The organism is Methylobacterium sp. XJLW (genome assembly GCF_003254375.1).
GTDB classification, from domain to species: Bacteria; Pseudomonadota; Alphaproteobacteria; order Rhizobiales; family Beijerinckiaceae; genus Methylobacterium; species Methylobacterium fujisawaense.
In genome coordinates this window covers 2,014,791-2,029,053 of sequence record NZ_CP016429.1, presented here as the reverse complement: position 1 = coordinate 2,029,053, position 14,263 = coordinate 2,014,791, and the positions used below count along the sequence as shown (strand labels likewise).

Genomic DNA, 14,263 nt, shown 5'->3' with positions numbered 1-14,263 from the left:
GCATGACCAACAAGCTTCTTCTGTCGCTGGCGACCGCCGGCCTCCTCGCCCTCCCGGTGGCCGCCCAGGCGCAGGGCACCCTGCGGGGCGCGGCCGAGGGTGCGGCGGTCGGCGCCGATGCGGCCGGCCCGGTCGGCGGCATCGTCGGCGGCGCCGTGGGCGCGGCCACCGGCACGGTGGGCGGCATCCTCGGTGTCGACGACCGTCCCCGGTTCCGCAGCTACGTCCGCGAGCGCGGCGTGCGCTCGTACAGCTGGGGCGGCCCGGTCCGGGTCGGCACCGTGCTGCCGGAGGACAGCGTGACCTACTACGACGTGCCCGACGAGTACCGGGTGCGTCCGGGCTACCGCTACACCATCGTGAACGACCAGCCCGTCCTGGTCGATCGCGGCCACCGCATCGTCGAGGTCATCGACTGATCGGAGGGGCGCTGGGATCCCGGCGCTCCATCAGGCAGGACGGCCCGTCCGGCATCGCCGCGGCGGGCCGTTTCGCGTCTGCAGGGCGCGGCCCGAGACGAGAGGACGAAGGACGCGCGGGCATGGGTGCGGGCACGGGCGCTGGAGACGAGGCGCGACGGACCCCCCTCTCCCGAGCGCAAGAGGGCTGGGGTGAGGGACGAGAAGGATCAGGATCGAGCGCCCCGTCGCCGGTCAGTCGAGGTCGAGACTTTCTCGGTAAGGCCGCACCCCTCACCCTGTCCCTCTCCCGCACGGGCGAGGGGACCCGCGCCCGGTCCTGAAGCCGCGTTGCCGACACGGATGGATGGATCCGACGGGCCGCCGCGAGCGTGCGGCCGGTAGCGGAGGGATCGGCTCGCGCCTCACCCCCGCGTCAGCGCCAGTTCCGGCAGGTGCAGGGTGATCCGGTAGGCGGACGCGTCGTGGCTGCGCGTCACGGTCGCTTCGAGCTGGCGCAGGGACATCTCCACCAGCAGGGTCCCGAAGCCCCGGCCCGGCCGCGGTTCGGCCACGCGGGCCATGCGCTCGCACCATTCGAGGACGAGCCCCTCTTCCTGGCGGTCCCAGGTGACGGACAGCGCGCCGTCGTCGGACCCGAGCGCGCCGTATTTCACCGAGTTCGTCGCCCATTCGTGCAGGATCATCGCCAGCGACGAGACGTGCCGCCAGTTGATCGCCACGAGGGGCCCCTCGATCACCGTGGGGACGTGATCGCGGTACGGGCGCAGGGTCGCGCCGATCAGGCCCGCGAGGTCGCTCATGCCCTGGCCGTCGGAGGGATCGGCCAGGGAATGTGCCCGCCCGAGGGCCGAGATGCGGTCGCGCATGTCGGTGGCGAAGACGCCGATCTCCCGGTGCGTGCGGGCCCCCGCCGAGATCATGCCGCCGATGATCGCGAACAGGTTCTTCACCCGGTGGTTCATCTCCCGCAGCATCAGGTCGCGGGTCTCGGCGAGCGCGTATTCGGGCGAGACGTCGATGCAGACGCCGACGATCCGCTTCCGGTCGCCGCTCCGGGTCAGGCGCCCGTAGCTGCGGATGTGCCGCAGCGCGTGATCGGCGACGCGCACGCGGATGCGCGCCTCGAACTCGTCCAGGCCGTGCGCCGCTTCGGCGAGGGCCGCCTCGAAGCCGGGACGGTCCTCGGGCAGCACGCTGGCCGCCAGGGCGGCGGTGGGGTGCGGCGTGTCGGGAGTCAGGCCGAAGATCGTGCCGGCGGTGCTGTCGACCACGATGGTCCCGGCATCGGGGCTGTATTCCCAGACGCCGATGCCTCCGGCCTTCACGGCCAGTTCCAGCCGCTCCCGCTCTGCGGCGAGCTGGCGCTCCAGGGACAAGGCCTCGGTGATGTCGGTGAGCACCAGGGTGGCGCCGTCGACGCTGCCGTTCTGCAGGCGGTAGGGCAGCACCCGCAGGGAGAGCGTCCGGTCCCCATCCCGGGTGGCGACGCGCCGCTGGATCACCGAGCCGCCGGCGCAGACCTCCTGGGCGTCATGCAGGTATTCTAGGCCGGCGAGCCGGCTCGACACGTCGGCGAGGGGACGTCCCCGGTCGGCCGGCTGCAGCGGGAAGATCGCCGTGGCGGCCGTGGTGAAGCTGCGCACCTTCAGGGCGCGGTCCAGCACGACCACGGCGAGATCGGTGGATTCGAAGAAGTTGCGCAGATCGGCATTGGCGATGGTGAGCTGCTCGACCTTGGTCTTCAGCTCGTCGTTGACCGTGGACAGCTCCTCGTTCGTCGACTGGAGCTCCTCGTTCATCGACATCATTTCTTCGTTGGAGCTCTTCAGCTCCTCGTTCGTCGTCTCCAGCTCCTCGACGGTGGAGCGGAGCTTGTAGCGCGTGCGCAGCAGCTCCTCCTCCAGCGCCTCGACGTGGTCGCCGCCGGCATCCATCTCGATCAGGTCGAGATCGTCCGCAGCCCGGAAGGCGCCGGTGTCGCGCAGGACGAGCAGCATCGAGCCGTCGGGCAGGGGATCGCAGATCAGCTCCACCGGCTGGACGCCGTATTCCGAGCGGATCTCCACGTCGCGGACGACCACGCGCTTGCGCACGTCCCGGGTCTGGCGGAGCAGCGGCCCGATCACGTCACGCAGGCCCGGACGGGCCAGGGTGATCGCGCTGCTGCCGCCGGTCCGCGTGACCGGGAAGTCGAAGTAGCGGCTCAGGCGCCCGTAGGCGGCGATGATGCCGCCATCCTCGTTGAGCACCATGCTGGGCGGGGCGTAGCGCTCCATGACGCGGCGCACCGCGACGGTCTCGTCGGCGATCGAGGGCTCGCCGCGGCGCTCCTCGCGCGCTCCGCGCCGGGTCTCGCCGCGCCGGGCGCTCCCGGGCAGGTCGATCGGGTATTGCGGCGCGCCCGGCGGCCGCTCGAACAGGCGGGCGTGCTGGTCGATGACCGGGAAGAGGTGCTCGAACCGGCTGACGCTCTCCGAAGGCCCGAGGAACAGGTAGCCCCCGGGCCGGACCGCGTAGTGGAACAGCGGCACCACCGATTGCTGGAGGCGCTCGTCGAAATAGATCAGCAGGTTGCGGCAGGACAGGAGGTCGACCCGCGAGAAGGGCGGGTCCTTGACCAGGCTGTGGCTGGAGAAGCGGATCAGGTCGCGGATCTCGGCCGCGATGGTGAAGCGCTCGGCATGGGGGACGACGTAGCGCTCCCGCAGATGCGCCGGGATGTCGGCGAGCGCGGCGGCCGGGTAGGTCGCCTCCCGGGCGATCTGGAGCATGCGCTCGTCGATGTCGGTGGCGAAGATCTGGACCGCCGGCGGCAGGCCGAGGCGGCGGGCGGCGTCGGCGAACAGCATGGCGATGCTGTAGGCCTCCTCGCCGCTGGAGCAGCCCGGGATCCAGACCCGGATGTCCTCCTCGGGGTCGCGGGTGCGCAGCAGGGGCTCCACCGCGCGCTCCCGGAGGAGCTCGAACAGCTCGGCGTCGCGGAAGAAGCGGGTGACGTTGATGAGGAGGTCGCGGAACAGCGCCTCGCACTCGGTCTTGTCCGCCCGGACGCGGCCGAGATAGGCCCGGCCGGACTCGAGCCCGAGGACGTGCATGCGCCGCTCGACCCGCCGGACCAGGGTGGTCCGCTTGTAGCCGGAGAAGTCGTGGCCCACCGTCGCGCGGATGACCCGGCAGAGGTCGTCGATGTGGTCGGCGACGAGGCGGGCCTCGTCGTCGACGGCGTCGGTGCCCCGGCGGCGGAAGAAGCTCGTGAGGCAGTCCACGATCTCCCCCGGCGGCCGCACGAAGTCGACGAGGCTGGTGCCGACCGCCGAGAGCGGCATGCCGTCGTAGCGGGCGGTGTCGGGCTGCTGCACCACGCAGACGCCGCCATGCTCCTTGATGGCCCGCAGGCCGGTCGTGCCGTCGGCCCCCGTGCCCGACAGGATCACGCAGGCGGCGTTGGCCTGCTGGTCGACCGCGAGCGACAGGAAGAAGTCGTCGATCGGCCGGCGCAGGCCCCGCGGCTGGACGAAGTGGGTGAGTTCGAGGACGCCGTTCTGGATGACGAGGCCCCGCCCGGGCGGGATGATGTAGACCTTGTCGCCCGCGATCCGCTCCCCGCCCTCGCACTGGAGCACCTCCAGCTCGGTCTGCCGGTCGAGGAGCTGTGCCAGCATGCTCTCGTGGTTGGGGTCGAGGTGCTGGACGATGACGAAGGCCATGCCGGTCGGCGGCCGGGCGCGCGCCAGCATCTCCCGCAGGGCCTCGAGTCCGCCCGCCGAGGCGCCGATTCCCACGACGGGTCCGGCGAAGGGCGGGGCCGTCACCGTCCCGGCGCCGTCCAGGATCTCCGAGGCCTCGCCTCCGGGGGCGTTATGGAAATCCTGGTGCATCGAGATCCGCGAGCGTGAGCTTGGCCTGCGCGACCGTGGCGACCGTGTTGGCGATCGTCATCAGCGAGCCCTCGATGACGAGCCCACTCTCCGCAAGCGTCGGGGTCAGCCGGCTCAAGGTCCGGCCGAGTTCGGTATCGTAGGCGGAAAGCAACTCGGGTTGCGAGCGGCTGACATCGAATTGGGATGCGAAAAGAAAGCGCACCTCGCCCGAGATCGCCTTCAGTTTGGACATGTACAGCAGATTGACGAAAGGCTTTCCGTCCTTGCGGAAATTCAGGATCGGCGTGCGCACGGAGTCCTGCCGGTCGTTCTCCAGGAAGGCGTGGATCTTGGCCCGCGCCTCCCGGTTGTCGGCGTCGCGCTGGAGGAGGCGGCAATTGCGCCCGACGACCTCCGCGCCCGTATAGCCGGTGAGCTGGTGGAACCGCGCGTTCACCAGGAGCAGGACGTTGTCGTCGGTCGCCGCGGCCAGCGCCAGGGCGATGTGGGATTTCTCGAAGAAGGTGCTGAGTTCGGCCGGGATGGTCTGCGTGTCCACGGTAGCTTCCCTGTCGCCTCCGTTCGGCGCGGCCCGGCCGGTCGCCCCGCGTTCGCGCTGCCGGCCTCGGCGCGGGTCGACATTCCTGACGCGCAACCGCGGCTGCCGCTCTCCAATTCGGGCACCGCGCTGAGGCCGTCCTCATGGGCGCGTCGGATCGGTATGGCAATGACGCCCGACCCCGCCCGCCCGTTCCGCGCGGGCCTGCCGCACCCCGTGTCCGGCGGGGGCACCGACGTTCCGCCGGGCGCCGCCCGGTCCGGCCCGACCGCACCGCCCCGGATGCGGCCGCCTGGCGCCCGACCGCGGCCTCCGGATCTCAGCCCTCGCCCCCGATGATGCCGCGGATGCGGGTGGCCAGCGCCTCCAGGGCGAAGGGCTTCGTCATCACCTGCATGCCGGGGCCGAGATGGCCGTGGTTGAGGGCGGCGTTCTCCGCGTAGCCGGTGATGAACAGGACCTTCAGGTCGGCACGGTGCTGGCGGCCGGCATCGGCCATCTGGCGGCCGTTCATGCCCCCGGGCAGGCCGACATCGGTGATGAGCATGTCGATGCGCACGTCCGACTGGAGCACCTTCAGGCCCGAGGCCCCGTCCGCCGCCTCGATCGCCGCGTAGCCGAGGTCTTCGAGCACCTCGGTCACCAGCATCCGCACGGTGGGCTCGTCGTCCACCACCAAGACCGTCTCGCCCTGCTCGGCGCGGGGGGCGTGGGCGAGGTCGGGCAGGCTCGCCTCGGCCTCCGCCTCGCCGAGATGGCGGGGCAGGTACAGGCAGACCATCGTGCCCTGGTCGATCTCGGAGTAGATCCGGACCTGCCCGCCGGACTGCTTGGCGAAGCCGTAGATCATCGACAGGCCGAGGCCGGTGCCCTCGCCGATCGGCTTGGTGGTGAAGAACGGGTCGAAGGCCTTGGCGACCACGTCGGGGGTCATGCCGGTGCCGTTGTCCGAGACGCAGAGCGTGACGTACTGGCCCGGCTCCAGCTCGCGCTCCTGGGCGGCCCGGTGGTCGAGCCAGCGGTTGGCCGTCTCGATGACGATGCGGCCGCCCTCCGGCATCGCGTCCCGGGCGTTGATGCACAGGTTGAGCAGCGCGTTCTCGAGCTGGCTCGGGTCGACCAGCGTCGGCCACAGGCCGCCGGCCCCCACCGACTCGATCGCCACGGCGGGGCCGACCGTGCGGCGGACGAGGTCCATCATGCCCTCGACCAGACGGTTCACGTCCGTCGGCTTCGGGTCGAGGGTCTGGCGGCGCGAGAAGGCCAGCAGGCGGTGGGTCAGGGCGGCGGCGCGCTTGGCCGCCCCCTGCGCCGCGCCGATGTAGCGGTCGAGGTCGCCGACCCGGCCCTGCAGCATCCGGGTCTGCATCAGCTCCAGCGAGCCGACGATCCCGGCCAGCATGTTGTTGAAGTCGTGGGCGAGCCCGCCGGTGAGCTGGCCGACCGCCTCCATCTTCTGCGACTGGCGCAGGGCCTCCTCGGCGCGCATTAATTCGGCGGAGCGCGCGGCGACCCGCTGCTCCAGGGTCTCGTTGAGGCTGCGCAGCGCCGCGGTGACCCGGTCCCGCTCCGCCTCGACGGCCTTACGCTCGTCCACGTCGATCAGGACCCCGGGGAAGCTCAGGGGCGTGCCGTCCGGCGCATGGTCGACGCGGCCGTTCGCCTCCAGCCAGTAGTAGTTCCCGTCGGCACGGCGGACCCGGTACTGGTGCGCGTAGGCGCCCCCCCGGGCGATCGCGGCCGTGATGGCCTGGGCCAGGCCGTCGCGGTCGTCGGGATGTACGGTCTCCACCACCTGAGCGAGGCTCAGGCCCTCGCGGCCGAGGGCCGGATCGAGGCCGAAGCTGCGGGCGAAGGCCTCGTCGACGGTGAAGCGGTCGCTCGGCAGGTCCCAGAACCACGTGCCGATGATCGCGCCGGCCGCGAGGGCGAGCTGCACGCGCTGGATGTTGGTGCGGGCGAGCGCCTCGCTGGCGCGCAGCGCGTCCTCCGCCTGCCGGCGCGCCGTGACGTCCCGGAACAGCACCGAGACCTGACGCCGTCCCGGCGGCTCGACCCGGGCCGCCGAGACGTCGATGAAGCGGTCGGCCTGCGCGAAGAAGCGTTCGAACCGGATCGGGCGGCCGGTGCGGAGCACCCCGCCGTACAGGTCGAGCCACGCATCCGCGTCCTCGGCCGCGACGAGGCCGCGCAGGGTCCGTCCGACGATGTTGGGAATGCCGGTGTGGCGCTCGTAGCCCGGATTGGCCTCGATGTGGACGTAGTCGCTCAGGGGGCCGTGCGGGCCGTCGAAGAACTCGATGATGCAGAAGCCGTCGTCGATGGCGTCGAACAGCGTCCGGTAGCGCTCCTCGCCGGCGCGCAGGGCGTCCCGGGCCTGCCGCTGCTCGGTGATGTCGCGCGCCACCCCGGAGAACCGCACCGGGCGCCCGTGGACGTCGCGCTCGATCTCGCCCTGCCGCGCGATCCAGCGGATCTCCCCGGTATCCGGCCGCCGGATCCGGTAGGTGACGTCGCGCGGGGCGTCGCCCCGGCGCCGGCTCGCTGCCGTCGAGACGAGGGTCTGGTCCTCCGGCAGGATCAGGGCCTCGACGATCTCGGCCGGGTAGGTGCTGCGCTCCGGCAGGCCGTAGAGCCGGCAGAATTGCGGGGTCGGGTGCAGGAGCCCGTCGTCGACCCCCACGGTGAACAGGCCGATCCCGCCCGCTTCCTGCGCCCGCAGCAGACGGGCCTCGGCCTCCCGGAGCGCCCGGTCGGCGGTGTCGAGGTCCAGGCTGTCCTGGAGCACCGCCACGTAGCCGACATGGGCACCGGCCTTGTCGCGCAGCGGCGTCACCGAGCCGGACATCCGCCGGCGGCCGCCGACGGCGCGCAGGTGCCAGTCCGCGTCCGCGACGCCGCCCTCGTCCAGGGCCCTGCGCAGAGCGGCCCCGGGATGGTCCGCCGCCCGGTCCTCGGGCGTGAACAGCGCCGCGAAGGGCTGGCCGCCCATCGCCTCCGCCGTCCAACCGAGGATGTCCTCGGCGCCGGCGTTCCAGGCGGTGATGCACCCGTCGCGGTCGAGGGCGATGGCGGCGAACCGGGCGGCGCCGTCGGGGATCGGCGGCGCGCCGCCGGTGCCGGTGGTCGCCGCCCGCGCCCGCAATCCGGCGGCCTCCTCCTCCAGCGCGCGGGCGCGCCGCAGGAGCATGTCGGTCCCTGTCGCGTCCACGCTCAGGGTCCGGGCGTCGCGACGGGCTCCGCCGCCGGCCGCGCGGACGCGACGGGGCCGATCTGCGCGGGGCGGTCGGGGCTGGTCGCCGGGGCGGGGAGGGCCGGTGAATCGGGCACGGGACTGGCGCTGTGACAGAGGTGGCGGGTCGTGGGGGCCTTCTGCCGGAAACGGACCTGGGACGCCACGGGAACCCACCATAACGCGCGGAAACCGCCAAGGCTGCGTCGGCCGGCCCGCGATGACCGGGTCAGTGCGGCTCGGCGAGGCGGCAGGTGGCGCCGCTCGCGCGGGGCCAGCCGTAGTAGATCGTCTCGGCCTGCACGTCGGCGAGGCCCACGACCTCCGGCACCGAGGCCTGCTGCGTGTCGAGCACCGCCCCACCGGCCCCCGTGAAGGTACACAGGACGGTCACGTTCGTCGCCAGGTCCGGACCGGTGTTGCGCAGGTTGACCATCGCCCGCTGCGGCTCGTGGGAATCCGGTGGCGTGTGGAGCCGGGTCTCGCGAAGGACGAGGGCGGCGTCGGCCCGCGTCGGCGTCGCGCACGTGACGATCAGGCCGGCCGCCAAGAAGGCGGCGGCCGGCCGCGACGTCCGAATCCTGCGCATGATCCGTCCCTCCCATCCTCGCGCCGGGGCCCGGCCCCCGCTTCGGTCAAACTTGGGAACCGGCATCCCGGTTCTCCGCGCGGTGCGTCCGGCGCTTCATACCCGGCTCAGTTGCGCAGCGGCTTGGCGTCGATCTGCATCCGGTAGATCGTCGTCGGGAACTTGACCGCCGAGGCCTCGCCGCCGTTCATCGCCGGCGTGCGGTTCATCTGCGCCGCCGGGATCCACAGGCCGCCCTGCTCGTCGATCCACATCGCGTCGACCCAGACGAGCCGCGGGTCCTGCACCAGGGTGCTCATCGTCCCGTCCGGCGCGATCTTGAGGATCCGCAGGCCGTCCGTGTCGCTCGCGTAGATCGTGCCCGCCGCGTCGATGGCGGTGCCGCCCGTCGCCACGGTGGCGGCGTGGAGCTTGACGTGCTTGGCGCGCTCGTCGTCGCTCACGGTCGCGTCGTCGAGATACCGGGTCTCGATGCTGTAGAGCGGCCCGGTGCAGGCCTGATAGTAGAAGGTCTTGCCGTCCGGCGAGACCTCCAGCTGGTCGGCGTGGATGAAGAGCAGCTTGCCCTGGTCGTCCCGGAGCACCCGGCCCTGGCCGGTGAGCGGGCGCTGCGCGATGGTGGACCAATGGCCGTCGAGCACCCGCCGCAGGCCGCCGGTCTCGCGGTCGAGGACGATCAGCCCGGGCTGGCCGGCATCCGTCAGGTAGATGTGGCTGCCGTTGAAGCGGAAATCGTCGATGAAGCTCTTCTCGCCGGTCGCCGCCTGCAGCGGATAGACCTTGCGCACGGCGTTCGTGGCGAGGTCGATCTGCACGAGCTTCGGGCCGCCCGGCAGCGGCGCCGCGCCCATGCCCGGCGCGCCCTTGTCGACCACCCAGAGGTCCCCGTCCGGCCCGATCCGGATGGCGTTGACCGCCACGAAGGCCTTGGCCGGATCGTCGCCCGGCTTCCAGGCGTTCCAGGCCGCGTCGGGGAACGGAACCGCCTTGCCGTCCCGCCACTCGCCGAGTTCGAGGCCCGTGTCCTTGCTCTGCCGCTGGAACGGGGAGAACAGCCGGCCGTCCGGGGATCGGGTGATGCCGTTGAACACGAGGCTGTCCGATTTCACCATCGGCTTGAGGGCGTCGGACTCGGCCGGCGCCTCGGCGGCGCGGCCGGGCGTGCCCAGGGCGGCGGCCAGCAGGAGGGCGAGGAGCGTGGCGCGCATGGCGGTATCCCGGTCCGATGGTGAAGCGTCCGGGCCGGTAAGCCCGCAGGGCGCGCGGTGTTCCCTGCCGATCCCGTCGGCCGCAACCGAACCTCCGACGCCCCGGCCCCGCCGGGGGCGCCTGCGACGCCCCGCCGGGGCTGGATCCTACGAAAATGAGAACATATAATGAACAGACGACGCGGGCCGCACGGGGCGGCCGAGGAGGAGCGAGGGATGGCCAAGTACCGGTTCCACTGCACCAACGGCCTCGAATGCGTGTTCGATGCCCGCGGCACCGAGGTCCGCGCCGCGGCACGCCTGGTCGACCGGGCCCGGAAGGTCGCCTCCGACGTGCGGCAGTCGCTGGCGAACCGGACCGACTGGGCCGAGTGGCGGGTGAGCGTGCACGATCTCTCGGGCCGGCGCGTCCTGGTCCAGCCCTTCGAGGGGGCGTCGGGCCGCGCCAGGGCGGCCTGAACGATGGCGCCGCTCCGGACGGGCGCGGATCCGGTCGCCGGCGAGCCGGATCAGACGATCCGCCCGCTGAGCCTGTCCGAGTTCATCGGGCAGCGTGCGGCGCGGGCGAACATGCAGGTGTTCATCGAGGCGGCGCGGAAGACCGGCCAGGCGCTGGACCACGTGCTGTTCGTCGGCCCGCCGGGCCTGGGCAAGACGACGCTCGCCCAGATCGTGGCGCGCGAACTCGGCGTGAACTTCCGCTCGACCTCCGGCCCGGTGATCGCCAAGGCCGGGGACCTGGCCGCGCAGCTCACCAACCTGGAGGAGCGCGACGTCCTGTTCATCGACGAGATCCACCGGCTCAACCCGGCGGTGGAGGAGATCCTCTACCCGGCCATGGAGGATTACCAGCTCGACCTGATCATCGGCGAGGGCCCGGCGGCGCGCTCGGTCAAGATCGAGCTGCCGAAGTTCACGCTGGTGGGCGCCACGACCCGGGCGGGGCTTCTGACCACGCCGCTGCGCGACCGGTTCGGGATCCCGATCCGGCTGGAATTCTACGAGATCGACGAGCTGGAGCAGATCGTGGCGCGCGGGCGCGGGTCCTGGGCCTGGGGATGTCGGCGGAGGGCGCCAACGAGATCGCCCGGCGGGCGCGGGGCACGCCGCGGATCGCCGGGCGTCTCCTGCGGCGGGTGCGGGACTTCGCCGTTGTGGCGGAGGCCGAGACGGTGACGCGGGCGATCGCCGACCGGGCGCTGCAACTGCTCGACGTGGACGCGGCCGGGCTCGACGTGATGGACCGCAAGTACCTGAGCCTGATCGCGCGCTCCTTCGGGGGCGGGCCCGTGGGGATCGAGACGATCGGGGCGGCCCTGTCGGAGCCGCGCGACGCGATCGAGGACATCATCGAGCCGTATCTCATCCAGCGCGGCTTCGTGCAGCGCACCCCCCGCGGCCGCGTCCTCACCCGGCACGCCTATCGCCACATGCAGCTGCCGGAACCCGGGGCGGCCCCGGTGGCCGCCTGAGGCTGCGGCCCGACGGACGGCGCCGTGCCGGCGGATGGCGACGCGCCGCCCGCCCGTCCCTCAGGCCCTGCGACGCACCGCGCCGGCGTCGTGGTCCATCCGCTGGAGCAGGTCGGCGAGGGGCATCGGCCGGCCGATGTGATAGCCCTGGACGTAGCGGCTGCCGTGCCGCCGCGCCACGTCCAGCTGGGCCTGCGTCTCGATCCCCTCGACGATCCCGTCGAGACCGAGGTTGCGGCACAGGTCCAGGATCGTGGAGATCAGGCTGCAGCCCCGGTCCGTGTTGATGTCGACCATGAAGCTGCGGTCGATCTTGATCTTGTCCAGCGGCAGGCGGTGGACGTAGCCCAGGCTGGAATAGCCCGTCCCGAAATCGTCGAGCGCGATCTTGATGCCGAGGCTGCGCAGGGCGGTGATGGCCGCCTTGGCGTGATCGAAGTCGCGCATCAGGGCGGTCTCGGTGAGTTCGAGCGTCAGCCGGCGCGGGTCGAAGCCGCTGCCCTGCACCGCGGCCAGGATCGCCAGGACGGTCTCCGGCGAGGCGAGATCGTGGGCGGAGAGGTTGAAGGACAGGCCGGTCTCGGGCGGCAGCCGCGCGCCGTCGGCGAGCGCCTTGCGCAGAAGCAGGAGCGTGACCGTGTGGATCATGCCGCAGCGCTCGGCTGCCGCGATGAACCGGTCCGGCCCGACCTGGCCCAGCGACGGGCTCGTCCACCGCGCCAGACCCTCCACGAAGGCGATCCGTCCCGTCTCCGTGTCGAGGATCGGCTGGTAGTGCAGGACCATCTCGGCGGCGAGGTCGGCCGTCCGCAGGGCCGTCTCCACCGCCTGCTCGGCATGGATGGCGTCCTTGTGCTCCTGCGAGAACAGGGTCGTTGCGCCGCGCCGCTGCTCCTTCGAGTGGTAGAGCGCGTAGTCGGCGCGGTCGAACAGGGCGTCCGCGTCGCGCGTGGCCTTGCAGGAGAGGGCGAGGCCGCCCGAGCAGCCGGTGACGACCCGGATGTCGCCGATCCGCGTCGGCTGCTGCAGCGCCGTGCAGATGCCGTCGCAGAAGGCGAGCGCCGCCGCGGCCCCTTCGGACGCTCGGAGAATCACGCCGAATTCGTCGCCGCCCAGCCGCGTCACCACCACGTCGGCGCTGGCGAATTCCGCGAGGCGCCGGCCGGCTTCCGCCAGGACGCGGTCGCCGACATTATGCCCGTAGGTGTCGTTGATCGGCTTGAAACGGTCGAGGTCGAAGATGGCCAGGGCGAAGGGCGCGCCCGCCTCCGAGGGCGAGCGGATCGCCTCGTCGAGCTTCTGGAAGAAGTAGCGGCGGTTCGGCAGGCCGGTCAGGCTGTCGGTCTGGGCAAGGCGCGCATTCTCCTCGGAAAGCCGGCTCGCCACGGCCTGGGACGCCACGAGGTCGACGAAGGCCCGGTAGTTGGTGTTGAGGGTCCGGACCATCACCACCGTCACGAAGGCCGTGTTCGCCGCGATGGCGAGGAAGACCTTGTTCCCGCTCGTCACGCAGCAGAACAGGAACACGCTCATGACGATGCCGGTCACCAGGAAGGCCGCGACCGGCAGATGGGTCAGGCAGAAGATGCAGGCGATCACCGTGACGGCCACGAAGATCGCCGCGTGGCCCTGCTCGTAGGGGCCGCCGAACCCGGTCAGGACCATCGCCCAGACCACGAAGACGATCGAGAAGAAGATCGTGAGCACCGTGGTCCGCCGCAGATGATGGACCGCCTGCGCCTCGCTCAACGTCTCGGGCCGCAGGCGCAGCCAGTGGACCCCGCGGATCAGGCACAGCGAGATCACGACCGCCGGAATGCCGAGCGTCAGGATGGCGGGCGCCAGGGCATAATGCGTCGCGGCGAGCGCGCAGGCATTGACCGAGAGCAGTCCGTAGAGGGACGGGACCTGTTTCTGCAGTTCCGCGAGCTGACGGATGGCGGTCAGGCCGCGCGGGGATTTGGTCAGCGCCGCGATCAGTGTCGACAGAGCGTGTTTCGGGCGGTTCATTGGATCTGCAGCTGCGCGATTTTCGCATTACTATTTTCCTTTCATTAAGGAGCCATTTAAGCGGCGCGCGCGGGCGGTGGTCAGCCACGACCCGGATTCGCGTCCTGGACAGCCCCGTCGCAACAGCCCCGGACGCTTGGCTCGCCGACCGGACCGATCTTCGATCGCGGCCGGCACACCGTGATGGACGAGACTGGACCGTGATCCGTCTTGTCGCGTTGGACAAATCGTGAATTATTTACTGTATTGGTCTTTGGTTACTGTGCGGCAATGAAATATTCTAGATCAATACAATTGTTCGGTTCCGCGCATTTCAAGTGATCCGGGAAGGCCTCCGATTGCCCGCAGGGCGCATCCCGGCGATGATCGTCGGGACGGCCGCCACGCGGCCGCCGGAACGTGTCTGGAGAGTGGTCGATGAGAATCCCTGCCCGTGCCGTCCGGCCCGCGATCCTCGTGGGCGGCCTGCTCGTGGCCGCCGGGCCGCACGGGGCTGCGGCCGGACCGGGGCGGCCCGAGACGATCCACGTGACCTTCGCCTGTCCGACGGGGCGGACGCTGGCCGTCACGTTCGTGAACGGCGCGGGGCCGGAGCAGGCAATCGTCCGGCCGGGCGACGGCGGCGCCGTCACCCTGCCGGTGCAGCTGAGCGGGTCGGGGTTCCGCTATGCCGACGCCACCCACGAGCTGCGGGGCAAGGGGCGGTCGGTCACGTGGACCGACGGGTCCGGCAAGCCCATCACCTGCACCGATCAGACGCCGGCCGGCTCCGGGCCGCGATAGGCGGTGCCGCATCCGGGCCGCCGGGTCCGGACGCGGATGCCTCCCGTCCGGTCACGCTTCGTGTCCCGGCGCGCCGGGCCGTCGGGACGATCCGCGTCGCGGCGGCCGAGCGGATCCGGGCGGTGAGA

9 protein-coding genes and 1 pseudogene are annotated in these 14,263 nt (G+C 71.7%); 4 read left to right on the top strand and 6 right to left on the bottom strand.

The genetic code is table 11. The features are described from left to right. The first annotated feature begins 2 nt into the window (after nucleotides 1–2). Nucleotides 3–419: a DUF1236 domain-containing protein gene (locus A3862_RS09375; RefSeq protein ID WP_043358018.1), complete on the top strand. Its 417-nt coding sequence runs from the start codon at nucleotides 3–5 to the stop codon at nucleotides 417–419. A 404-nt stretch (nucleotides 420–823) separates the two neighbouring features. Here the strand turns inward: A3862_RS09375 and A3862_RS09370 are convergent, their stop codons facing one another. The 5 genes from A3862_RS09370 to A3862_RS09350 form a co-directional block, all read right to left on the bottom strand. Next, a complete protein-coding gene (locus A3862_RS09370; protein WP_111473537.1) occupies nucleotides 824–4,300 on the bottom strand; it encodes a CheR family methyltransferase in 3,477 nt (1,158 codons plus the stop codon). After that, complete coding sequence (locus A3862_RS09365; RefSeq protein ID WP_043387271.1) at nucleotides 4,281–4,841, bottom strand: PAS domain-containing protein; 561 nt, start codon at nucleotides 4,839–4,841, stop codon at nucleotides 4,281–4,283. The genes A3862_RS09370 and A3862_RS09365 overlap by 20 nt, the downstream gene beginning before the upstream one ends. Before the next feature lie 319 nt (nucleotides 4,842–5,160). Continuing rightward, nucleotides 5,161–8,052 (bottom strand): PAS domain S-box protein, encoded by a 2,892-nt coding sequence (locus A3862_RS09360; RefSeq protein ID WP_205782335.1) that lies wholly within the window; start codon nucleotides 8,050–8,052, stop codon nucleotides 5,161–5,163. A gap of 250 nt (nucleotides 8,053–8,302) precedes the next feature. Beyond that, nucleotides 8,303–8,662 carry a hypothetical protein gene (locus tag A3862_RS09355; protein WP_043351061.1) on the bottom strand — a complete coding sequence of 120 codons (360 nt, stop codon included), beginning with the start codon at nucleotides 8,660–8,662 and terminating at the stop codon, nucleotides 8,303–8,305. 107 nt (nucleotides 8,663–8,769) lie between these two features. After that, on the bottom strand, nucleotides 8,770–9,870 hold the full coding sequence (locus tag A3862_RS09350) for an SMP-30/gluconolactonase/LRE family protein (RefSeq protein WP_043759690.1): 1,101 nt from the start codon (nucleotides 9,868–9,870) through the stop codon (nucleotides 8,770–8,772). Between the two features lie 216 nt (nucleotides 9,871–10,086). On the opposite strand from A3862_RS09350, the gene A3862_RS09345 reads away from it, so the two are divergent. Both A3862_RS09345 and ruvB read left to right on the top strand, forming a co-directional pair. Further along, complete coding sequence (locus tag A3862_RS09345; RefSeq protein ID WP_043387267.1) at nucleotides 10,087–10,329, top strand: DUF6894 family protein; 243 nt, start codon at nucleotides 10,087–10,089, stop codon at nucleotides 10,327–10,329. A gap of 3 nt (nucleotides 10,330–10,332) precedes the next feature. Then, nucleotides 10,333–11,342, top strand: a pseudogene (ruvB, locus tag A3862_RS09340) (Holliday junction branch migration DNA helicase RuvB). Between the two features lie 60 nt (nucleotides 11,343–11,402). Here the strand turns inward: ruvB and A3862_RS09335 are convergent. Then, nucleotides 11,403–13,352, bottom strand: a complete 1,950-nt coding sequence (locus tag A3862_RS09335) for a putative bifunctional diguanylate cyclase/phosphodiesterase (protein ID WP_111473535.1) — start codon at nucleotides 13,350–13,352, stop codon at nucleotides 11,403–11,405. A 417-nt stretch (nucleotides 13,353–13,769) separates the two neighbouring features. Between A3862_RS09335 and A3862_RS09330 the strand changes: the two genes are divergently transcribed. Next, complete coding sequence (locus A3862_RS09330) at nucleotides 13,770–14,135, top strand: MliC family protein (RefSeq protein WP_043351262.1); 366 nt, start codon at nucleotides 13,770–13,772, stop codon at nucleotides 14,133–14,135. Nucleotides 14,136–14,263: the final 128 nt, after the last annotated feature.